Genomic DNA, 19445 nt, shown 5'->3' with positions numbered 1-19445 from the left:
TCCGGTCTTTCAAGTGAAACGGGCCAGTTATGGCAAGAAACCGCATTGATCCGGAAGAATTCCACCGCCCGCTACGCCGGGTGTTGGTGGGGTTATTGATTATGCTGATGCTAGGGCTTTTTTTCCTGTGGCGCATCGACAGCCCAAGGGTTGAACGCTTTCGCGCGGTTTTGGTAGACCGCTTTGTGCCGAGTTTCCAGTGGGCGGCGGCTCCGGTAACTTGGACGGCGGGGGTGCTCGACAATTACCAATCCTACTCACGGCTCTATGAGCAAAACCAGCAGCTGCGCGAGGAGTTGCGCCAGATGAAGGCGTGGAAAGAGGCCGCGTTGCAGTTGGAGCAGAAGAATGCTCGGCTGCTTGACCTCAACCATGTTCGTCTGGACCCGATGTTAACGCATGTGACGGGGGTGGTATTGGCCGACAGCGGGTCACCCTTCCGCCAATCGGTGCTGCTGAACGTCGGCGCACGCGATGGCATCAAAGATGGCTGGGCGACGATGGATGGCATCGGGCTGGTCGGTCGCATTTCCGGCGTGGGCCAGCAGATCAGCCGCGTGATTTTGCTCACCGACAGCAACAGCCGGGTGCCGGTCACGGTGCAGCCCTCGGGGCAAAAGGCGCTGCTTTCGGGCGATAATTCTGACCTGCCGCCGCTCGATTTTCTCGAAGACCCCGATGAGGTGCGTCCCGGCGATCGGGTTATAACCTCCGGCGATGGTGGGATGTTTCCGTCGGGGCTGCTGGTCGGATCGGTGGTTTTAGGCACCGACAAGCGGCTGCGGGTGGCGCTATCCGCCGACTATCAGCGCCTCGAGTTCCTGCGCGTGTTGCGCAGCCATGAATTGACGCCGATCACAGATCCGGGTGCTTTGGTAACCTCGCCCCCGGTGCAAGGCCCGCCAAAACCGCCAACAACGCCGGAACCTGACGCCGAAACCGCAGGGGGCAGCAATGGTTGATCCCGCCGCGCGTGAGGTCTGGCTGCACCGCGCCTTGTTCGTCGGCATCGCGCTGCTGCTGTTGTTCTGGCGGTTGCTGCCGCTGCCGATGGCGATGATGTCCGATTGCGCCGAGGCCGAAAATTGGTGCCGCTTTACCGTCTGGCTAAACCGCACTCCGGGGCCGGATTTGCTTTTGTGCGTGATCTTTGCTTGGACAATGCGCCGCCCCGATTACCTGCCTGCCCTGCTGATCGCCGCTGTGGTCTTGCTGGAAGACATGCTGCTCGACCGACCGCCGGGGCTGTGGACTGCACTTGTGTTGCTGGCGTCGGAGTTTGTGCGAGGTCGGGTTGCACTGACTCGTGAGTTGAACTTCGGGGTGGAATGGCTATTGGTCGCAGGTCTGATGGTCGCCATGTTGGTGATCTATCGGCTGACCTTCGCGATGGTGATGGTGCCCCAAACTGGCTTTGGCTTTGCAATGATCCAAGTGGTTTGGTCGGTGCTGTGTTATCCTGTGGTGGTGTTCCTGTCGCGCTATGTGCTCGATCTGCACAAGCCGGCGATGGGTGAAGTTGATGCTTACGGGAGAAGAATGTGAGGGTTAGTTTATGAGACGCGCCCCCCGAGATACTGAGGCCACCTCCCGCTCGGTCACCCGGCGGGCTTTGTTCATGGGTGGCTGTATGGCCGCGATGGTCGGCGCATTGGGCGCGCGGATGCGGTTTATTGGCGTCGAACAAGCCGATGAGTTTCGCCTGCTCGCCGAAGAAAACCGCGTCAGCATCCGGCTGATCCCTCCGGCGCGTGGCCTGATCCAAGATCGCAACGGCAAGCTGATCGCGGGCAACGAACAGAATTACCGCGTGGTTATCACCCGCGAAAATGCTGGCAAGACCGATGATGAGGTGAAAGAGGTGCTCAACCGTCTCAGCCACATCATCCCGATGACGGCTGAAGACATCGCCGACGCGATGAAAGAGCTGAACCCGAAGGTGAACTCCGCCTTCGTGCCGATCACCGTGGCAGAGCGGTTGGATTGGGATGATTTCAGCAAAGTCGCCATTAATGCCCCCGCCCTGCCCGGTGTGACGCCGGAAGCTGGCTTAAGCCGCCTCTACCCGCGCGATTTTGATTTCGCACATATCGTCGGCTATGTCGGACCGGTTTCGGAAAAAGACCTGCAAGACCTGCGCGATAAGCAACAAGAGACTGGCGAAAACATCGACCCCCTGCTGATGATCCCGAAGTTTCAGATCGGTAAGATCGGCGTTGAGAAATGGATGGAAGACACTCTGCGCGGCACAGCGGGCACCAAGCGGATTGAGGTCAACCACGTTGGCCGCGTCATGCGCGAATTGGACCGCCAAGAGGGTTTGAAAGGCAAAGACCTCCGCCTGACCATCGACGCCGACGTGCAAAACTTTGTTCAGGCGCGTCTGGGCGAAGAAAGTGCCGCCTGCGTGGTGATGGATGTGAACAACGGCGACATCATTGCCGCGGTATCGTCGCCGTCGTTTGACCCGAACCTGTTCGTGCGGGGGATTTCGAGCGCCGACTACTCTGCCCTGACCGAACATGACCATCGCCCCTTAGCCAATAAAGTGGTGCAAGGCGCTTATCCACCGGGCTCTACCTTCAAAATGGTAACAGCTCTGGCCGCCTTGGAGGCAGGAGTCATCGACGAGAACACTGTGGTACGCTGCCCCGGCCATATCGAGATGGGCGGCATCCGCTTTAACTGCTGGAAACGCGGCGGACATGGCCCGGTCAATCTCAAACGCGGCTTGTCCGAAAGCTGCGATGTGTTCTTTTATGATATTGGTCAGCGCGTTGGCATCGACAAGATGGCCGAAACCGGGAAAAAACTGGGCATCGGTGTGCGTCACGATCTGCCAATGTCGGCGATCTCGGAAGGCAAAATGCCAAACAAGGCGTGGAAGCTTGAACGGTACAAGCAGGAATGGGTAATCGGAGATACGATCAACGCCTCTATCGGTCAGGGCTATGTTCTCGCAACGCCGCTGCAACTGGCGGTTATGGCCTCGCGCATTGCATCGGGCAAGCAGATCGCGCCACGCATCATCCATTCGGTCAATGATATCGCAGTGCCGATACCCGCGGTTGAGGGACTTGGCCTTGACGGCTCAAAACTGCGCGCGGTTCAGATGGGCATGTTTGAAGTGATGAACGGCCCGCACGGCACCGGGCGCGGCTCTCGTATCGCTGATGACAGTATGCGGATGTGCGGCAAATCCGGCACGGCACAGGTGCGCAACTTTTCCGATGCCGAAAAGCGCAGCGGTGCCACCAAGAATGAGAACCTACCGTGGAAGCTTCGCGACCACGCGCTGTTTGTTGGCTTTGCCCCCGCCGAGGCTCCACGCTATGCGGTTTCGGTTGTGGTTGAACACGGCGGCGGCGGCTCGCTTGTGGCTGGCCCGATTGCCCGCGATGCTCTGCTGCGGGCGCTGACGGGCGGTATGCCGCCGCTGACCGCTTACCCTGCGGACCAGCGTCCGCGCGTGGAAAATTTGCTCAACACTCTGCAACTGCGCCTGCCAGACGGCACCCAACCCGCGCCGTCGAAGGTGTAAGACATGAGCTTTCTGGAATACCGCCTTAAGCTCGCCCCCAGCGGCATCGCAAAAGTGTTTTACATCAACTGGGCACTGATCTTGGTGCTAACCGCCATCGCGGCGATTGGCTGGTTGATGCTGTATTCCATCGCGGGCGGCGATATCAACGAATGGGCACTGCCGCAGATGAAGCGATTTGGCGCGGGGTTGTGCTTGTTGATGTTCGTCGCCTTTGTCCCGATCTGGTTCTGGCGCAGCACCTCTGGCGCGGCTTATCTGCTGGCAATGGTGCTGCTGTTGGTGGTGCATTTCTTCGGCGCTGTCGGCATGGGAGCGCAGCGCTGGATTGATCTCGGCTTCATGCGCTTGCAGCCGTCCGAGTTGATGAAAGTCACTCTGGTGATGATGCTGGCCGCCTATTATGACTGGCTGGACGACAAGAAAATCTCAAGCCCGCTGTGGGTCTTGATCCCGGTTGTGCTTATTCTGCTGCCGACCTATCTGGTGTTGAAGCAACCCAATCTTGGCACCGCGGTGATGCTGATTTTGGCCGGAGCGGGCGTGATGTTCGCTGCCGGCGTCAGCTTATGGTATTTCGGCGCGGTCACCGCCCTCGGCGGCGGCGGTATCACTGCAGTGATCATGTCGGAAGGCACGCCGTGGCAGTTGCTGCACGATTACCAATACAAGCGCATCCATACCTTTCTTGATCCATCCGCTGATCCGCTTGGCACTGGCTATAACATCATCCAAGCCAAGATCGCTTTGGGATCAGGTGGCTGGGCAGGCAAAGGCTTTATGCAGGGCACCCAAAGCCGGCTAAACTTTCTCCCAGAAAAGCACACCGACTTTATCTTCACCACCTTGGGCGAAGAGTTCGGCTTCATCGGCGCGATTTCGTTGCTGGCACTTTACACCCTCGTCTTGGTGTTCTGCATCATCGCCGCGATCCAGAATAAGGACCGCTTCAGCCAGCTGTTGATCGTCGGCGTGGCGATGAACTTCTTCCTGTATCTCGCGGTGAACCTTGCGATGGTGATGGGCATGGCTCCGGTGGTGGGCGTGCCGCTGCCGCTGCTGTCCTACGGCGGCTCGGCGACCCTGGTGATTTTGCTGGCCTTCGGCTTGGTGCAAAGCGCTATTGTGCATAGACCGAGGTAGCCCGATGAAACGCCACGTCCGCTTTGTAATAGCCTTTGTCATCGGTGCCGTCGTGGCGTTGCTGGTGCAACTCACGCCACTCTCGTTTGAATTGCGTGTGCTGGCAGCGGCGAACGCGTTTTTTGTCAGTTACTTGGTGATGATGCTCCACTTCGCTGTCACCACTACCCCGGATGAACTGCGCAATCATGCCGAACAAACCGATGCCGGAGCGGCGGCGATTTTGTTATTCGCCGTCGTTGCTGGCGCGATCAGCCTAACCTCTATCATTCTGGTGCTGAGTGCGCCCAATGATAGCAGCTCGGCGCGGTTTCTGGCGTTGGGCTCGGTGCCGCTGGGTTGGGCTGCGGTGCATGTGCTAGCAGCGTTCCACTACGCCTATCTGTTTTACCAGCCCCGCGACAAAGACGCCCCAGCTGGTTTGGATTTCCCCGGTTGCAAAGAGCCCGGCTCTTGGGATTTTTTGTATTTCTCCTTCGTCATCGGCATGACGGCACAGGTCAGCGACGTCACCACAACTTCGCCGGAGATGCGCAAAGTCGTGCTGTTGCATTCCGTAGGCTCATTCTTCTACAACACAATCATTCTGGCGCTGGCGGTGAATGCTGCGGTAACCGGTGCAAGCTGACGCAATTTTCTCAGGAGCCTGCGATGACCCTCACCGTGTTTTTTTCTGCCCCCGCCGTGTGGGAGGAATATCGCACCCTGCTGCCGCAACTGCTTGCCGATGCGGGCATTGACGCAGATGTTGTCATCGACGCCCCCGACCCTGCGATCGTAGACTACATCATCTACGCGCCCTCTGCCCCATTGCAGGATTTCACCCCGTTCACCAATTGCAAAGCCGTTCTAAGCCTGTGGGCCGGGGTCGAACGCATCGTCGGCAACCAAACCCTGACTCAACCTTTGTGCCGCATGGTCGATAACAGTCTGACCGAGGGCATGGTGGAATGGGTGGTAGGTCACGCCCTGCGGCATCATCTTGGCATGGACCGTCACATCATCAATCCCGACCATGTTTGGGACGCGACCTGCCCACCGCTGGCCCGCGAACGTAAGGTAGCGATGTTGGGTATGGGCGCGTTGGGCTCGGCCTGCGCCCAAGCCCTCGCCGCGTTGAACTTCCGCGTCGTGGGATGGAGCAGGACTGACAAAAAGGTGACCCCGGGCATCCCGGGTTATCATGGCGCTGAAGGACTAGAGAGCGCCTTGCGCAACGCCGATATCGTGGTGACTTTGCTGCCGAAAACCCCCGAAACCGAAAACCTGTTAAACGCCGAGCGGCTGGCGATGCTGAAGCCCGGCGCGTTCATCCTGAACCCCGGACGTGGGCCGCTGATTGACGACGAAGCCCTGATCGCGGCACTGGACTCGGGCCAAGTCGGCCACGCCACGCTTGACGTGTTCCGCATTGAGCCATTGCCGCAAGATCACCCGTTCTGGAGCCATCCCGGCGTCACCGTCACCCCGCATATCGCAGCCGATACCCGCGCAACCGGGGCTGCGAAAGTGTTGGTCGAAAACATCAAACGCGGCGAGGCTGGCCTGCCGCTTTTGCATGTGGTGGACCGCGTTTTCGGTTACTAACCAAACGGAAATCGCACCCTTGCGACGTTTCTGGTGGATCAGCACGGCAAGCGTCGGGAACAGGCAAGACCTATCCACGACACGCCGCCAGCCTAAAGTCAAAACAGGGGCCAGCATGACATATCTCTCCGGCGCATTTTTGATCATTATGGCCGGTGTGCTGTGGTCAACCCAAGGCTTGATCATCCGGCTGATCCCCGAGGCCGGACCTTGGGCGATCATGTTCTGGCGCTCTGCCGGGATGCTGCCTGTGCTCGGCATGTGGATAGCTTTCACCGCGCGCGGCAGTTTCTGGGGCGAAATACGCTCGGTAGGCTGGTCAGGAGTGCTCGGCGGCTGCGGCTTGGTCGCGGCGTTTGGTGGTGCGATCTATGCGTTTCAGACCACCAGCGTCGCCAATGCCGTGCTGCTGTTCGCGGCCTCACCGTTCTTTGCCGCAATTTTGGGCCGTGTTTTGCTGGGCGAATGGGTAAGCCCGCTGACATGGTTTGCGATTGTTCTGGCGGCTTTGGGCATTCTTGTAATGGTCGGCGGCGGACTGGCAGGCGGTGCGATGGACGGCAATATCGCGGCACTCGGATCAGCTTTGGGCTTTGCGATTTTCACAGTGGCTTTGCGCTGGGGCAAGCTCGCCAACATGATGCCTGCGGTGGCACTAGGCGGCCTGTTTTCGATGATCGCAGCTGCCGCAGCCCTTATTCTACTCGGCCAACCCGTGCTTGTCCCACTACCCGAAATCGCAATCTCCGCCCTGATGGGAGCCATAACGCTAACCGGCGGCATGTTGCTTTACACCCTCGGCAGCCGAGTCGTCCCCGCCGCACAATCAACCCTTTTGTCACTGGTTGAGGTTCTGCTGGCCCCAGTCTGGGTGTGGTTACTGCTGGATGAGACAGTATCGCGCGGCACCCTGATCGGCGGAGCCGTCCTGATGGCAGCGGTATTGCTGAACGCCTACGGCGGACGGTTTCAACGAGCACCCGCCACCGCGCCGCCCTCAGCGTTCAGCTAGGCGAAACGGACGCCCAAACATTGCAAAACACCGCTAAACCGTCTCACCGATGCCTGCGAAAAAACCTCGTCCGCGCGTACAACTCCTCCAGCCGTTTCATCCGGCCCTCGGTGACATCCCACGTCAAATCTTGCACCGCTGCCAGCAAAGTCTCAACCAACACCATCAGCGACACGTTGCTATCCCAAGCCGAGGGTGCCTCAATATGGCAGGCCAAGGTGTGCCGCGCATGGGTTGAGGCCGGGGAAATCCAGCGATCAGTGATCAGCACGATCTCCGCCCCGCGTTCCTTCGCCATTTCCGCCACTTGCAGCACGGCGTTTTCATAGCGGCGAATGTCGAACACCAACAGCACATCCCCCGCCTGCATATCCAATAACGCCGGTTGCCAAGTCGAAGAACTATCCGACAGCAGCGTCACCTGCGGCCGCACAATCGTCATCAGCGAGGTAAAGTAATCCGCCATCGAATGCGTAATTCGCCCGCCCATCGCAAACACATGCCGCGCAGGGTCGGCGAGCAACACCGCTGCGGCATCAAACCCCGCATGGTCGATCTGCCCCAAAGTGGCTTGCAAGTTCGCCATCACCGCATCGGCAAATCGGTTGAGGATATGACTATCCGGCACCCCGCCCGCCCAGCGATCATGCTTTGCCAAAGGCGAAATCAACATCGCCTCGACCTCGCCACGCAAAGCCGCCTGAAAATCGGGATAGCCCTTGTAGCCCAGCTTTTGCGCCAACCGCACCACCGTAGGTGTCGAGACCAAAGCAGCTTTCGCCAGAATAGTAATCGAGCCCAGCGCCGCCACCGGGTAATGCGACAGGATATGCGTTGCCAACTGCCGTTCGGCCCGCGTCAAATCCGGCATAGCGCCGCGCAGTTGCTCGTCCAGCGGCAGTGTCGCATCCATCGCAATCTCCCCCCGTGTCCTTCCAATGCTATCGCAGATTGTGCGATTTGGAAAAGATTGTATCAGCGCCGCCCCACAAGAAACATTCTTGACAGGAATGCCGCAAAGGGTGAGCCTGAACTCAATTAAGCGTCGTATCCGAGGCTGACTCGCGGGATACAACCCACAACGAAAGTCAAACCAACCGTGACACAACCCGAGCAGTTTTTGCCGGTCATTGAGAATGAAACGGCGACAAGCCGGATCATTTTGGTTTGCGAACACGCCTCAAACTTGATTCCCCCTGCCTACAACGATCTCGGCCTGACCCTCGCCCAGCGCCAAGCGCATATTGCTTGGGATCCCGGTGCTTTAGCCCTGTCGCGCAGGCTGGCACAGCGACTTGATGCGACCTTGATCCATGCCCCGGTCAGCCGTCTGGTCTACGATTGCAACCGCGCGCCAGATATGCCCGGTGCGATGCCAGCACGCTCAGAGGTTTACGACATTCCCGGCAATGCCACGATCTCGGCGTCCGAGCGGTTGGCCCGCACCGAAGCCGTCTATCTGCCGTGGGCTGCTGGCCTGCACGCCCTGATCGCCAAGCGCATCGCTTTGGGGCGTCACCCGGTGCTGATCACCATCCACTCTTTCACCCCGATCTTTCACGGCAAACCTCGCCACCTCGAATTTGGCGTGATCCATGATGCCGATCCGCATCTTGCCGTGGCCATCCTTGATGCCGCGCATAAACTCACCAGACTGCACGCCGATCTGAACGCGCCTTATTCGGCGGCGGATAATGTGACGCATACCTTGCGCCTGCAGGCGACACCTTACGGTTTGCCCAACGCGATGCTGGAAATTCGCAACGATCTGATCGCAGCACCCGCGTCGGTTAATGCGATGGCGGATCAACTCGCCCCAGTGCTGAACATGGGTCTGGTCGAGATACAGCGGCAGGCCAAGGCAAGCTGACGCCACAAGTGTACCGAAAGAATATCTCGCTGGGGCCTTAGCCCCAAAATGAAAAGACCCCGCAACAGACGGGGAAACCATCAGTGGAGATCCCGGATATGCCCGGCAATTTAACGCTCGAAGACTTGAAAACCGCAGTCAAGGCGGGTGAGATTGATACCGTTCTGGTGGCTGGCATCGACATGCAAGGCCGCCTGATGGGCAAGCGTTTTCACGCCGCGTTCTTTGTTGAAAGTGGCTGGCAGGAAACCCATTGCTGCAACTACCTGTTGACCGTCGATATGGAAATGAACACGGTGCAGGGCTATAAATCGTCAAGCTGGCAGACCGGATATGGCGACTATGTGTTGAAACCGGATATGTCAACGCTGCGCCATATTCCGTGGCTGCCGGGCACGGCTTTGGTGTTGGGCGACACGCTGGACCACCACGGCGTTGAAATCCCGCACTCCCCCCGCGCGATCCTGAAAAAGCAAGTCGCTCGCGCCCGCGCCTTGGGGTTCGAGCCGATGATGGCGACCGAACTGGAGTTTTACCTGTTCGAAAACTCCTACGAAAATCTGCGCGACGGCGGCTTGCGTGATCTGAAACCGGTCAGCAATTACAACGAAGATTACCACATCTTCCAGACCACCAAAGAAGAAGACGTGATGCGGGCGATCCGCAACGGGCTTTATGGTGCAGGCATCCCGATTGAGAACTCCAAAGGTGAAGCCGATGCGGGGCAAGAGGAAGTCAACTACCGCTACTCTGACGCTTTGGACACCGCCGACAACCATGTCATCGTCAAAAACGGCATCAAGGAAATCGCCTTCACCAAGGGCAAATCCGTGACCTTCATGGCGAAATACGATCACCGCAAGGCCGGGTCGTCCAGCCATATCCACCAAAGCCTGTGGACCAGCTACGGCGAGGCCAGCTTCTTTGACCACGACGACAAGCACGGCATGTCGGCGACGATGAAGCATTTTCTTGCCGGTCAACTCGCCCATGCGCAAGAAATCACCGCCTTCCTCGCGCCCTACGTCAACAGCTACAAACGCTTCACCGTCGGCATGTTTGCGCCCACCAAAGCCGTTTGGTCCGCTGATAACCGCACCGCAGGCTTCCGCGTCTGCGGCGTGCACACCAAGGCCGTGCGGGTCGAATGTCGCATCCCGGGCTCTGACGTGAACCCGTACCTCGCCTGCGCCGCCTTGCTAGCCGCAGGTCTGGCGGGCATTGAAGCCAAGATGGAGCTGGAGCCGGAAATGTCCGGCGATATGTATAACACCGCCGGCATCCGCGAAATCCCTCACAACTTGCGCGAAGCGGCAGCTTTGCTAAACACCTCCAAAATGCTGCGTGAAGCGTTTGGCGACGATGTGGTGGAGCACTACCACCACGCCGCTCAGTGGGAGATTTCGGAAACCGACCGCGTTGTGACCGATTTTGAAGTGCAACGCCTGCTCGAACGCGCGTAAAGCTGGGGCGGGCATCCCCCGCCCTCGCCGTGCTAGCCGAATATTTGGCAGAGTGAAACCTGCCCCTCAAGGAACGACAAGATGAAACCGATACAACTGATTTCGCCGGTCGACGGCTCGGTCTATGCCGAACGCATGCCGCTGTCGCTGGATGCAGCCAAAGCCGCCGCCGCCCGCGCGAAAGCTGCGCAAAAGGCGTGGGCCGCGCGTCCGCTTGCTGAACGCATCGCGCTGGTCAGAGCCGGTGTCGAAAAGCTGAACGCAATGAAAGACGTGGTGGTTGAGGAAATCGCTTGGCAAATGGGTCGCCCCACGCGCTTCGGCGGTGAGTTTGGCGGCGTCAACGCCCGCACCGAATATATGTCCGAAATCGCCGCCGAAACTCTCGCCCCGCAAATGGTTGAAGACAGCGATAAATTTCGCCGTTACATCGCCCGCGATGCCTTGGGTGTGGTCTTCATCGTCGCCCCGTGGAACTACCCCTACCTGACCTCGATCAACACCCTCGTCCCGGCCCTGATCGCAGGCAACACTGTCATTTTGAAACACGCGAGCCAAACCATGCTGGTCGGCGAGCGGATCGCCGAAGCCTTCCACGCAGGCGGCATCCCGGCAGATGTTTTCCAGAACGTCGTGCTAGATCATGCCACCACCGAGCATCTGATCGCCAACCGTGCCTTCAACTTCGTCAACTTCACTGGCTCTGTCGGCGGCGGTCAGGCGATGGAGCGTGCGGCGGCTGGCACCTTCACGCCTTTGGGCCTCGAACTCGGCGGCAAAGACCCCGGCTATGTTCGTGCCGATGCCAATCTAGACGCCGCTGTCGATACGCTGATGGACGGCGCGATGTATAACGCGGGCCAATGTTGCTGCGGTATTGAGCGGATCTATGTCCACGAATCCCTTTACGATGCCTTTGTCGAAAAAGCCGTTGCTTGGGTGAAAACTCTCAAACTTGGTAACCCCTTCGACGCCGATAGCACCCTCGGCCCGATGGCCAACAAACGTTTCGCCGCCGTGGTGCGCAGCCAAATCGCCGAAGCTATCGCTCAAGGTGCCAAGGCCCTGATCGACCCCGCCCTGTTCCCCGCCGATGATGGCGGCGCCTATCTTGCCCCGCAAATCCTCGTCAACGTCGATCACTCAATGCGGGTGATGATGGAGGAATCTTTCGGCCCGGTCGTTGGCATCATGAAGGTGAAAGACGACTCCGAAGCCCTCAAACTGATGAACGACAGCCCCTACGGCCTAACCGCCTCGGTCTGGACCGAAGATTATGAAACCGCCGAAGCCTTGGGCCAACAAATCGAAACTGGCACCGTATTCATGAACCGCGCCGATTATCTTGACCCGGCCCTGTGCTGGACTGGCTGCAAAGACACCGGGCGCGGCGGCTCGCTGTCTTATCTCGGCTTTCACTCGGTCACGCGGCCGAAATCCTACCATTTGAAGAAGGTGTGACCGATGACTTCTGTGCAATCCCATAGCGTTCCCAACCGGAACTGGTCCTACCCCACGGCAATCAAATTCGGCGTCGGCCGGATTTCCGAACTGGCCGAGCATTGCGCGGCCGCTGGCGTGAAAAAGCCGCTGTTCGTGACCGACAAGGCGCTCGCCTCGCTGCCGATCACCGCCGAGGCACTGGCGATCCTGAAGGCACATGGCCTTGGCACAGCGGTATTTTCGGAAGTTGACCCGAACCCGAATGAAACCAACATGGCCGATGGCATCGCCGTCTATCTCGCAGGTGGACATGACGGCGTGATCTGCTTTGGCGGCGGCTCTGCCCTCGACCTCGGCAAAATAATCGCCCTGATGGCACATCAGCGCAAAGATCTCAGCGTTTGGGATTTGGAAGACATCGACGATTGGTACACCCGCGCCGATGCGGGCAAAATCGCGCCAATCATCGCCGTGCCAACCACCGCTGGCACCGGTTCCGAGGTCGGTCGCGCGGGCGTTTTAACCAACTCGGTGACGCATAAGAAGAAGATCATCTTCCACCCGAAACTGCTGCCAGTCGTCACCATATGCGATCCGGCCCTGACCGTCGGGATGCCGAAATTCATCACCGCAGGCACCGGTATGGACGCCCTTGCGCACTGTCTGGAGGCGTATTCGTCCCCGTTCTACCACCCGATGAGCCAAGGCATCGCCTTGGAAGGTATGCGGCTGGTGTTTGAAAATCTGCCGAAAGTCTACGCCAACCCGAACGATCTCGACGCCCGCGCCCATATGATGTCGGCGGCGGCCATGGGGGCTACCGCGTTCCAAAAGGGTCTCGGCGCGATCCACTCGCTATCCCACCCGATCGGCGCGCTTTACGGCACGCACCACGGCACCACCAACGCCGTGGTCATGCCGATGGTGCTGGATATGAACCGCGCCGCGATTGAAGATCGCATCAACGCCGCTGCGGCTTATCTCGGCATCAAGGGCGGTTTCGACGGCTTCCGCGCCGCCGTGATGGATCTGCGCAAAACGCTGAACATCCCGGAAAACCTCACCGCGCTTGGCGTCACCAACCCCGATCTCGACCTGCTGACCGAGATGGCGTTGGAAGACCCGTCCTGTGGCGGTAACCCGGTGGTGATGACGGCCGAGAACACCCGTGCGCTGTTTGAAGCCTGCATGTAACTTGAAAAGCGGCGGTTTATGGCGATAACCGCATCAACCGCCGCTTCACTACGGACGCAAATATGACCCAGCACCTCTCCACCGAAATCGCCATCCTTGGGGCTGGAGTTGTCGGTCTGGCCATTGCAGAGGCTCTGACGGCGGAGGGTCGTGAGGTGATGCTGGTCGATCCAGGTCAGCCCGGCATGGGCGCAAGCTATGGCAACGCTGGAACCATCGCTGATTACGCGATGATGCCGGTCGGCAGCCCGGACGTTCTGCGCAACCTGCCGTCGTTGTTGCTGGATAAAAACTCCCCACTCGCCATTCGCCGCGCAGCCCTGCCCTCACTCATGCCGTGGCTCGCGCGGTTCGCGCTGCAATCCTTGCCCACAGCGACCCGTCGAAATGCGGCGGCGATTGCGGCGTTGGTGGCGGATGCTTGCCCCAGTTGGCTCGCGCTGGCCGACCGGATCGGTGGGGCTGCGATCATGCAGCATAAGGGGTGTTTGTATCTTTATGAGACCGCCGCTGCGTTCAAAGCCGCCGAGGCTGACATGGCGTTTCGGCGCACGCATGGCATCACGGTGGAACTGATCTCACCGCAGGCCCTTGCGCTGATGGAGCCGGGTTTGCCTGCGGTCGAAGGTGGCGCTGCGTTCTTTCCGAGGGCGGTGTTTCTGTCTGATCCGGGGTTGATGATGCAGACTCTCGCGGCGCATGTTGGCAAGCGGGCCGAGTTTGTGCGGGGTGAGGCGCGCAGTTTGATGCGGCAGTTTGATGGCATCGTGGTGGAGGGGCCGAACCTGCGGCTGCGGGCGCGAAAGGTGATCATCGCGGCGGGGGCGCATTCAAAAGCACTGGCGTTGCAGGCCGGGGATAAGGTGCCGCTGGATACGGAGCGGGGCTATCATGTCGAGTGGGACATGGCGGCACCCCGGCTGACCCGGCCTGCGTGTCCGACCTCACGCGGGTTCTATCTGTGCCCGATGAGTGGCCGTCTTCGGGTCGCGGGAACAGTGGAACTGGGCGGGCTGACGGCTTTGGCCTCGCCGCATCGGATCAAAAAACTAGTTGAGGGCGCGCGGGCGATCTTTCCTGATCTGGGCGAGCCTGATCGGGAGTGGATGGGGTTCCGCCCATCCATGCCGGAGTCGGTTCCGGTGATCGGGCCAAGCGGTTCGGGGGCGGATATTATCCATGCTTACGGGCATGGGCATATCGGCCTCACTCTGGCCCCGATCACGGCGAGATTGGTGGCGGATTTGGTGGCGGGTAGGCCAGCGGAGTTGGATTTGACGCCCTATCTGCCGGGACGGTTTTGAGGGGCGCCACGCGTGGGCAGTCTTCCAGTTGAACAATATCAATGGGTTACAAGCTCCACTTAAGGAAGCGTTAACACTTCAGCGTATTCGCCTCGCAAAAAGCCGCCCCGGTAAGGAGGCGGCTTTGCAGAAAAGCTGTTGGCTTAGTTGAAGTAGGTCGAAACGAACGGCTGCACTTCGTGCCAGCCTTCCCACATCATTTTCAGCGCCACATAGACGATGATCGCGAGGCCGACATAGGCAATCCAGCGATGCTTGTTCAACAGACGCGCGATGAACGTCGCGGCAAGACCCATCAGCGCGATCGACATCACAAGGCCGATGATCAATACGGTAGGATGATCCTTGGCGGCCCCGGCAACGGCGAGCACGTTATCAAGGCTCATCGAAATATCGGCGATAACGATCTGCCAAGCGGCCTGCGCGAAGGTTTTCGGCGGAGCACCGGAGGCAACGTTGCCATCCGCGTTCAAATCGCTGTCGGTCAGTGATTCCTCGGCCATGTTGTCATTGCCGTGGCCTTGGCGCAGCTCACGCCACATTTTCCAGCACACCCAGAGGAGCAAAATACCGCCCGCCAGCAGCAAACCAACAATCGCCAGCAAATGCGTGGTAATCAGAGCGAAGCCGATCCGCATCACGGTGGCGGCAATAATACCAACCAAAATCGCCTTGTTACGTTGATCTTTTGGCAAGCCCGCAGCGGCGAGACCGATCACGATGGCATTGTCGCCAGCCAAAACAAGGTCAATCCCCATGACCTGTAGCAGGGCGATAAAGCCCGGATAAGTGAAAATTTCCATGACCGTCCCGGTTGGTGTTGTTGTTGCGGGCTAAGTAAGGGCTTGGGGCAACGCTTTCAATGCGGTGATAGCATTTTTTGCTCTATCCGACACGTTCGCCGCGTTCATTCAAAATCATTTCGCCATCTTCTTTGTAAAGCGGGCCGGGCGGAAGCCGTTCCAGCAGGTCCAGAACCAGCTCTGACGGGCGACACAGCCGCGTGCCTTTCGGTGAACAGACCAAGGGGCGATTGACCAAAACCGGGTGCAGCAGCATGGCCGCCAAGATAGCCTCCTCACTGACACTTTCATCCATCAGGCCAAGTTCGGCGGCCGGGGATTTGCTGGTGCGCAAAGCTTGGCGCGGCGTCAGATCGGCTGCGGCAAACAGCGCCAAAAGCTGCTGGCGGGTCCAGCCGGTTTGCATATACTCGATCACCACCGGCTCCGTGCCGGATTTGCGGATGATGTCCAGCACATTGCGCGATGTGCCGCAGTCAGGATTGTGATGGATGACAATGCTCATGCGGTTTCCTTTGCTGAAAATAGCCAACCCGCCAGCAAGACTGCAAGGCCCGCACCGATAAGTTCTGCCACAATAAAGATCGGCACATCCTGGGGCCGAATACCAGCAAACGTATTGGTGAAAGCGCGGGCGATGGTGACTGCGGGGTTGGCGAACGAGGTCGATGCGGTGAACCAATAGGCCGAGGTGATGTAAAGCGCCACCAAGGCAGGAACGGCCTGCGGGCGGGCGCTTAAGCCTCCGAGTATGGTGACGATCAAACCGAAGGTTGCCACCAGTTCTGAAAAGGATTGCCCAGTGCCTTGTCTGATCTTGGTTGAGACTTCAAAAATCGGCAGATCGAACATCGCATGGGCGGCGAAGGCTCCGACAAGGCCACCCGCAATTTGAGCCATCATGTATCCGAGCGCAGTGGTCGGTGAGATTTGTCGCAACAGCGCGAAGACCATACTGACGGCAGGGTTGAAATGCGCGCCTGAAATCGGGCCAAGCAGCGAAATCAGCACGAACAACATCGCGCCAGTGGCCAAAGTATTACCCACAAGCGAAACCGCGTCGTCCGCAGAGAGCGTATCGGCCATGATGCCCGATCCGATAACGGTGCAGACAAGGGTAGCTGTGCCGAGAAACTCTGCAGCAAGGCGGCGCGGTAAATCTGGCGAAAGCATCAACGGCACCTCGGACAATTGGCTCAAGAGCCGACAAGTGTGACGATGCAATGGCCGAAGTTTGTAACGGAATTGTAAAGCCGCGCGTCGGCTTTCTACAACATCCCCGGCACGACCAAATCCGGTGGCCTATGTCCATCTGCAAACGTCTTAATGTTGATGATGACCTTTTCGCCCATCTCTATCCGGCCCTCAATGGTGGCGGAACCCATATGCGGCAGCAGCACGACGCTGGGATGGTCGCGTAAGGTTGGGTTGATCTCGGTGCCGTGTTCATAGACGTCGAGGCCCGCGCCGCCGATCTCGCCTGCCTTTAGCCCCCGCGCGAGGGCGTTTTCGTCGATCACCTCGCCGCGGGAGGTGTTGATGATCACCGCCGTTGGCTTCACCAGTTTCAGCCGACGCGCGTTCAGCAGGTGGAAGGTTGACGGCGTATGCGGGCAGTTCACCGAGATGATATCCATCCGGGCGATCATTTGATCGAGGCTTTCCCAATAGGTCGCCTCTAGTTCGGCCTCCACCTCTGGCCGCACACGTTTGCGGTTGTGGTAATGCACTTGCAGCCCAAAGGCGCGGGCGCGGCCGGCGACGGCTTGTCCGATGCGGCCCATACCGAGGATGCCCAAGCGGCGACCGCCCAAACGTCCGCCTAGATTGGCCATCGGCGACCAACCTTGCCAGCCGCCCGCCTGCATCGTCGCCAGCCCCTGCGGGATGCGGCGGGTGACAGACAGCATCAGCGCAAGCGTCATGTCGGCGGTATCTTCGGTCACTGTACCGGGGGTGTTTGAGACCAAAATCCCGCGTTGCCGGGCGGTGGCGACGTCGATATGATCAACGCCCGAGCCATAATTGGCGATCAGTTTCAGCTTGTCGCCTGCCTGCCCGATCAGCGCCGCATCAATCTGATCGGTGATCGTCGGCACCAGCACATCGCAACGGCGCAGCGCGCTCGCAAGCTCATCCCGGCTCATCGGAGTGTCAGGGTCGCGCAGATCTACGTCGAACAATTCCTTCATACGAGTCTCAACAGACTCCGGCAAACGTCGCGTCACGACAACGTTTAGGCGTGTTGCGGGCATGGAGGCCTCCCTGCACTTCCAAATCAGCGTATTGAGTGGCAAGGTGGCCTCAAGCGGGGCGACGCACAAGCCCCCGTATGTCATGGGGCGCGGTGGGATGAACAGGAAGCAGTTTTTGGCGGGGATGGCGGCGGCTTTGCTGGCCGGTTCGGCACAGGCGCAAGAAGAATTGCCGATAGCGCCTGCGGTCGATAGCAAAACCCCGCGCGATCCGAATAAGGGGCCGGTGACCAACCTGCCGCTGCCGCGTTACGTCAGCCTGAAGGGGCGAGAGGGTAATGTGCGGCGCGGTCCGGGGATGACGCACCGGATCGACTGGGTGTTCACCACCGCAGGGATGCCGTTGCGGATTACGGCGGAATATGATCGCTGGCGGCGGGTTGAAGATTATCAGGGCATGGGCGGCTGGATGCAGTTTAACCTGCTGTCAGGCTCGCGTTCGGTGCTGATCACGCAGGATATGGCGGAGTTTCGCGACAACCCGGATGGAGCCTCGCGGGTGTCGTTTCAGGCCGAGGTCGGGGTGATCGGCAAGCTGTTGGAGTGTAGTGCAGACTGGTGCCGGGTGAATGCGGGCGGTGAAAAGGGCTGGATTCTGAAATCGGCTTTATGGGGCGTCGATCCGGGCGAAATTATCGACTAGCGCTTGCGGGGGCGTTGCAGCGGCGTTAAGGCGCGGGCCAACATCAGCGAGGATCAGATGAGCGCACCCGATAATATGAGGCTGAACATCTCGGCGAGCCTCGCGTCGGTGGCGATTGCCGGGGTGATGGTGGCGCTGAAGCTTTGGGCGTTTGGCGCGACAGGGTCGCTGGCGGTTGCGGCATCGCTGGCCGATAGCGCGATTGATCTGATGGTGTCGCTGGGCGCGATGGCGGCGCTGATTTATGCAGCCAAACCCGCCGATGAGGATCACGCCTTTGGCCATAGCTCGGCTGAAGATCTGGCGGCGTTGGGGCAGGCGTTTTTCGTGCTGGTCTCGGCGGGGGTGATCACTTGGGCGGCGGTGACGCGACTGCTGACGCCGGGCGATGGGCATTTGGAGCGTGAGGGGCCGGGAATGGCCGTGATGGGCGTGTCCGTGGTGCTGACGCTGGGGCTGGTGTGGTGGCAGGGCCGCGTCGCCAAGCGCACTGGCAGTCGCGTGGTGGCGGCGGATCGGCTGCATTACATGGGGGATTTGCTGCCCAACATCGGCGCCTTTGTCTCATTATGGGCATCGCATAGTTTCGGTCTGGGCAGCATCGACTCGGTGGTGGCTCTGGGCGCTGCGGGCGTGTTGGTGATCGGGGCTGCGCGCATCGGCAAGGGCGCGTTTGACGCGCTGATGGACCGGACGGCGGATCCTACGATTGTGGACGGCATCGCAAAGATCGCGGCGGAATGGCCGGGCGTGCATGGCTACCACGACCTGAAAACCCGCACCGCTGGCAGCAGGGTCTTCGTCAACCTGCACATAGAGCTTGATGGCAGCCAGTCGCTGCATGAGGCTCATGCGATTGGTGCAAGCCTGCGGCGGGCGATTTTAGAGGCTTATCCGCAGACCGATGTGATCATCCACAAGGACGTCACGAAAGACGAACGCTGAGTTTGGCGCAGCTTGCAGACCGTTGTCTAACCTGCCCCAGTATCAACCTTCGCGGCACGCATTGGCCGCAAGCAACCGGCTTGGCCAACGTGCAGCCCAATTTATAACCGCAGGCGACGCAAAGATTTTATCTCGGTTTGCGCCAAAAGCGACGCCGTTGTGGCTATTGACGGCTTTGTGACCCGGCCTACTTCCACTAGGCTTACCTTAAGGTCACCCTAGGCGTTTGCGGCAGCTTTGTG

19 protein-coding genes are annotated in these 19445 nt (G+C 59.5%); 14 read left to right on the top strand and 5 right to left on the bottom strand.

Annotation, left to right across the window (positions count from 1 at the left end; all coding sequences use genetic code 11):
• The first annotated feature begins 29 nt into the window (after positions 1 to 29).
• The 7 genes from mreC (at position 30) to JWS10_RS07990 (ending at position 7283) form a co-directional block, all read left to right on the top strand.
• Complete coding sequence (gene mreC, locus JWS10_RS08020) at positions 30 to 962, top strand: rod shape-determining protein MreC (RefSeq protein ID WP_299475512.1); 933 nt, start codon at positions 30 to 32, stop codon at positions 960 to 962.
• Positions 955 to 1545 carry a rod shape-determining protein MreD gene (locus JWS10_RS08015; protein ID WP_299506156.1) on the top strand — a complete coding sequence of 197 codons (591 nt, stop codon included), beginning with the start codon at positions 955 to 957 and terminating at the stop codon, positions 1543 to 1545. The genes mreC and JWS10_RS08015 overlap by 8 nt, the downstream gene beginning before the upstream one ends.
• Positions 1546 to 1555: 10 nt before the next feature.
• Positions 1556 to 3541: a penicillin-binding protein 2 gene (gene mrdA, locus JWS10_RS08010; protein ID WP_299506154.1), complete on the top strand. Its 1986-nt coding sequence runs from the start codon at positions 1556 to 1558 to the stop codon at positions 3539 to 3541.
• Between the two features lie 3 nt (positions 3542 to 3544).
• Complete coding sequence (gene rodA, locus JWS10_RS08005; RefSeq protein ID WP_299475503.1) at positions 3545 to 4684, top strand: rod shape-determining protein RodA; 1140 nt, start codon at positions 3545 to 3547, stop codon at positions 4682 to 4684.
• A gap of 4 nt (positions 4685 to 4688) precedes the next feature.
• On the top strand, positions 4689 to 5312 hold the full coding sequence (locus JWS10_RS08000; RefSeq protein ID WP_299506152.1) for a DUF1345 domain-containing protein: 624 nt from the start codon (positions 4689 to 4691) through the stop codon (positions 5310 to 5312).
• A gap of 23 nt (positions 5313 to 5335) precedes the next feature.
• Positions 5336 to 6271 (top strand): glyoxylate/hydroxypyruvate reductase A, encoded by a 936-nt coding sequence (locus JWS10_RS07995; RefSeq protein ID WP_299506150.1) that lies wholly within the window; start codon positions 5336 to 5338, stop codon positions 6269 to 6271.
• Between the two features lie 115 nt (positions 6272 to 6386).
• Entirely contained in the window at positions 6387 to 7283 is an 897-nt protein-coding gene (locus JWS10_RS07990; protein WP_299506148.1) for a DMT family transporter, read from the top strand.
• A gap of 43 nt (positions 7284 to 7326) precedes the next feature.
• On the opposite strand, the gene JWS10_RS07985 is transcribed toward JWS10_RS07990, so the two are convergent.
• The gene (locus JWS10_RS07985) at positions 7327 to 8196 is read right to left on the bottom strand and encodes a MurR/RpiR family transcriptional regulator (RefSeq protein ID WP_299506146.1); all 870 of its coding nucleotides are present in this window, start codon (positions 8194 to 8196) and stop codon (positions 7327 to 7329) included.
• A 186-nt stretch (positions 8197 to 8382) separates the two neighbouring features.
• Between JWS10_RS07985 and JWS10_RS07980 the strand changes: the two genes are divergently transcribed.
• From JWS10_RS07980 to JWS10_RS07960, 5 genes are all read left to right on the top strand, one after another.
• A complete protein-coding gene (locus JWS10_RS07980) occupies positions 8383 to 9153 on the top strand; it encodes an N-formylglutamate amidohydrolase (protein WP_299506144.1) in 771 nt (256 codons plus the stop codon).
• Between the two features lie 98 nt (positions 9154 to 9251).
• On the top strand, positions 9252 to 10616 hold the full coding sequence (locus JWS10_RS07975) for a glutamine synthetase family protein (RefSeq protein ID WP_299506141.1): 1365 nt from the start codon (positions 9252 to 9254) through the stop codon (positions 10614 to 10616).
• An 81-nt stretch (positions 10617 to 10697) separates the two neighbouring features.
• A complete protein-coding gene (locus JWS10_RS07970) occupies positions 10698 to 12077 on the top strand; it encodes an aldehyde dehydrogenase family protein (RefSeq protein WP_299506139.1) in 1380 nt (459 codons plus the stop codon).
• Positions 12078 to 12080: 3 nt separating this feature from the next.
• On the top strand, positions 12081 to 13253 hold the full coding sequence (locus tag JWS10_RS07965; protein ID WP_299506137.1) for an iron-containing alcohol dehydrogenase: 1173 nt from the start codon (positions 12081 to 12083) through the stop codon (positions 13251 to 13253).
• Between the two features lie 62 nt (positions 13254 to 13315).
• A complete protein-coding gene (locus JWS10_RS07960) occupies positions 13316 to 14557 on the top strand; it encodes an FAD-dependent oxidoreductase (RefSeq protein ID WP_299506135.1) in 1242 nt (413 codons plus the stop codon).
• A gap of 143 nt (positions 14558 to 14700) precedes the next feature.
• Here the strand turns inward: JWS10_RS07960 and JWS10_RS07955 are convergent, their stop codons facing one another.
• The 4 genes from JWS10_RS07955 to JWS10_RS07940 all read right to left on the bottom strand — a co-directional run bounded on the left by JWS10_RS07955 (position 14701) and on the right by JWS10_RS07940 (position 17615).
• Positions 14701 to 15360, bottom strand: a complete 660-nt coding sequence (locus tag JWS10_RS07955; protein ID WP_299473522.1) for a TerC family protein — start codon at positions 15358 to 15360, stop codon at positions 14701 to 14703.
• 82 nt (positions 15361 to 15442) lie between these two features.
• Positions 15443 to 15865 (bottom strand): arsenate reductase family protein, encoded by a 423-nt coding sequence (locus tag JWS10_RS07950; protein ID WP_299506133.1) that lies wholly within the window; start codon positions 15863 to 15865, stop codon positions 15443 to 15445.
• Complete coding sequence (locus tag JWS10_RS07945) at positions 15862 to 16533, bottom strand: MIP/aquaporin family protein (protein WP_299506131.1); 672 nt, start codon at positions 16531 to 16533, stop codon at positions 15862 to 15864. The genes JWS10_RS07950 and JWS10_RS07945 overlap by 4 nt, the downstream gene beginning before the upstream one ends.
• A gap of 95 nt (positions 16534 to 16628) precedes the next feature.
• Positions 16629 to 17615 (bottom strand): D-glycerate dehydrogenase, encoded by a 987-nt coding sequence (locus JWS10_RS07940; protein ID WP_299506128.1) that lies wholly within the window; start codon positions 17613 to 17615, stop codon positions 16629 to 16631.
• A 97-nt stretch (positions 17616 to 17712) separates the two neighbouring features.
• Here JWS10_RS07940 and JWS10_RS07935 point away from each other — a divergent pair, with 97 nt between their 5' ends.
• Both JWS10_RS07935 and JWS10_RS07930 read left to right on the top strand, forming a co-directional pair.
• Positions 17713 to 18258, top strand: coding sequence for an SH3 domain-containing protein (locus JWS10_RS07935; RefSeq protein WP_299506125.1), 546 nt, complete (start codon positions 17713 to 17715; stop codon positions 18256 to 18258).
• Positions 18259 to 18315: 57 nt separating this feature from the next.
• The gene (locus JWS10_RS07930; RefSeq protein ID WP_299481405.1) at positions 18316 to 19203 is read left to right on the top strand and encodes a cation diffusion facilitator family transporter; all 888 of its coding nucleotides are present in this window, start codon (positions 18316 to 18318) and stop codon (positions 19201 to 19203) included.
• Positions 19204 to 19445 lie beyond the last annotated feature (242 nt).

The organism is Cypionkella sp. (assembly GCF_028290025.1).
GTDB lineage: Bacteria > Pseudomonadota > Alphaproteobacteria > Rhodobacterales > Rhodobacteraceae > Cypionkella.
This window is presented reverse-complemented; position numbering and strand designations above follow the sequence as displayed.

Excerpts from the sequence above, each read along its gene's own strand:
- mreC (WP_299475512.1), top strand. The coding sequence starts at position 30 with ATGGCAAGAAACCGCATTGATCCGGAAGAATTCCACCGCCCGCTACGC.
- JWS10_RS08015 (WP_299506156.1), top strand. The coding sequence starts at position 955 with ATGGTTGATCCCGCCGCGCGTGAGGTCTGGCTGCACCGCGCCTTGTTC.
- mrdA (WP_299506154.1), top strand. The coding sequence starts at position 1,556 with ATGAGACGCGCCCCCCGAGATACTGAGGCCACCTCCCGCTCGGTCACC.
- rodA (WP_299475503.1), top strand. The coding sequence starts at position 3,545 with ATGAGCTTTCTGGAATACCGCCTTAAGCTCGCCCCCAGCGGCATCGCA.
- JWS10_RS08000 (WP_299506152.1), top strand. The coding sequence starts at position 4,689 with ATGAAACGCCACGTCCGCTTTGTAATAGCCTTTGTCATCGGTGCCGTC.
- JWS10_RS07995 (WP_299506150.1), top strand. The coding sequence starts at position 5,336 with ATGACCCTCACCGTGTTTTTTTCTGCCCCCGCCGTGTGGGAGGAATAT.
- JWS10_RS07990 (WP_299506148.1), top strand. The coding sequence starts at position 6,387 with ATGACATATCTCTCCGGCGCATTTTTGATCATTATGGCCGGTGTGCTG.
- JWS10_RS07985 (WP_299506146.1), bottom strand. The coding sequence starts at position 8,196 with ATGGATGCGACACTGCCGCTGGACGAGCAACTGCGCGGCGCTATGCCG.
- JWS10_RS07975 (WP_299506141.1), top strand. The coding sequence starts at position 9,252 with ATGCCCGGCAATTTAACGCTCGAAGACTTGAAAACCGCAGTCAAGGCG.
- JWS10_RS07970 (WP_299506139.1), top strand. The coding sequence starts at position 10,698 with ATGAAACCGATACAACTGATTTCGCCGGTCGACGGCTCGGTCTATGCC.
- JWS10_RS07965 (WP_299506137.1), top strand. The coding sequence starts at position 12,081 with ATGACTTCTGTGCAATCCCATAGCGTTCCCAACCGGAACTGGTCCTAC.
- JWS10_RS07960 (WP_299506135.1), top strand. The coding sequence starts at position 13,316 with ATGACCCAGCACCTCTCCACCGAAATCGCCATCCTTGGGGCTGGAGTT.
- JWS10_RS07955 (WP_299473522.1), bottom strand. The coding sequence starts at position 15,360 with ATGGAAATTTTCACTTATCCGGGCTTTATCGCCCTGCTACAGGTCATG.
- JWS10_RS07950 (WP_299506133.1), bottom strand. The coding sequence starts at position 15,865 with ATGAGCATTGTCATCCATCACAATCCTGACTGCGGCACATCGCGCAAT.
- JWS10_RS07945 (WP_299506131.1), bottom strand. The coding sequence starts at position 16,533 with ATGCTTTCGCCAGATTTACCGCGCCGCCTTGCTGCAGAGTTTCTCGGC.
- JWS10_RS07940 (WP_299506128.1), bottom strand. The coding sequence starts at position 17,615 with ATGCCCGCAACACGCCTAAACGTTGTCGTGACGCGACGTTTGCCGGAG.
- JWS10_RS07935 (WP_299506125.1), top strand. The coding sequence starts at position 17,713 with ATGAACAGGAAGCAGTTTTTGGCGGGGATGGCGGCGGCTTTGCTGGCC.
- JWS10_RS07930 (WP_299481405.1), top strand. The coding sequence starts at position 18,316 with ATGAGCGCACCCGATAATATGAGGCTGAACATCTCGGCGAGCCTCGCG.